1 protein-coding gene is annotated in these 744 nt (G+C 53.0%); it reads right to left on the reverse strand.

What is annotated here, in order from left to right:
• Positions 1–744 (reverse strand): murein hydrolase activator EnvC family protein (locus ACTHUR_RS13760; RefSeq protein ID WP_440399092.1); only part of this gene is annotated, 744 nt, incomplete at both ends.

Here is a 744-nt window from a genome sequence, read left to right on the forward strand (position 1 = left end):
CTTGCTACCGGCATTGACGGCATAGTTTTGGGCGATGTCGATTTCGTTCAGACCGGAGTAAATGCTGACATAGCCGTCGCCGTGGTCGAGGACGACCACTTTACCGTAGCCTTCAATCTCGCCGGCAAAAGTAACCGTGCCTGAGGCAATGCTGCTGACCGGAGCAGGAACGGTATTGTAGAACACGCCTTTCCAAACTTCGCCATCGCCGCGGTCTTGACCGAACAGGCCTGCCAGTGTGCCGTTGACCGGTTTTTTCAGACGGCCTTGCATACGGCTGAAGCTGTTGGCGTTGCTGACGGTAAAGCCTTGGGTGTTCGGGGCTTGCAGTTTCATGTCTTCGTCAGTTAGCGTGGACATGGCGGCGCGTTCGGCTTCGGCTTTTTGCTGGGCGGCAGCCTGCTCTTTGCGGGCTTTTTCGGCAGCGGCCAAGCGGGCTTCGGCGGCTTTTTTACGTGCTTCGGCTTCGGCTTTGCGTTGCTCGGCTTTGCGTTTTTCCAAATCTTTCAAGAGGTTGTTGAGGCGTTGCTCGTTTTCTCTGTGGTTGATTTTCTTTTGCGCTTCTTTGGCTATTTGCGCGTTTTGACGGCGGCTTTCGGCTTGTTCGGCGGTATTGGTTACGCCTTGTTGACGCAATGAAGCCTGAATATTGGCTTGCAGTTTTTTCAGGTAAGCCAATTCATTGTTGATTTTTTGCTCTTGCGCCGCCAGCTCTTTTTGTTGTTTTTCCAAGTCTCTCATAAC

The organism is Neisseria sp. P0021.S007, assembly GCF_051956855.1.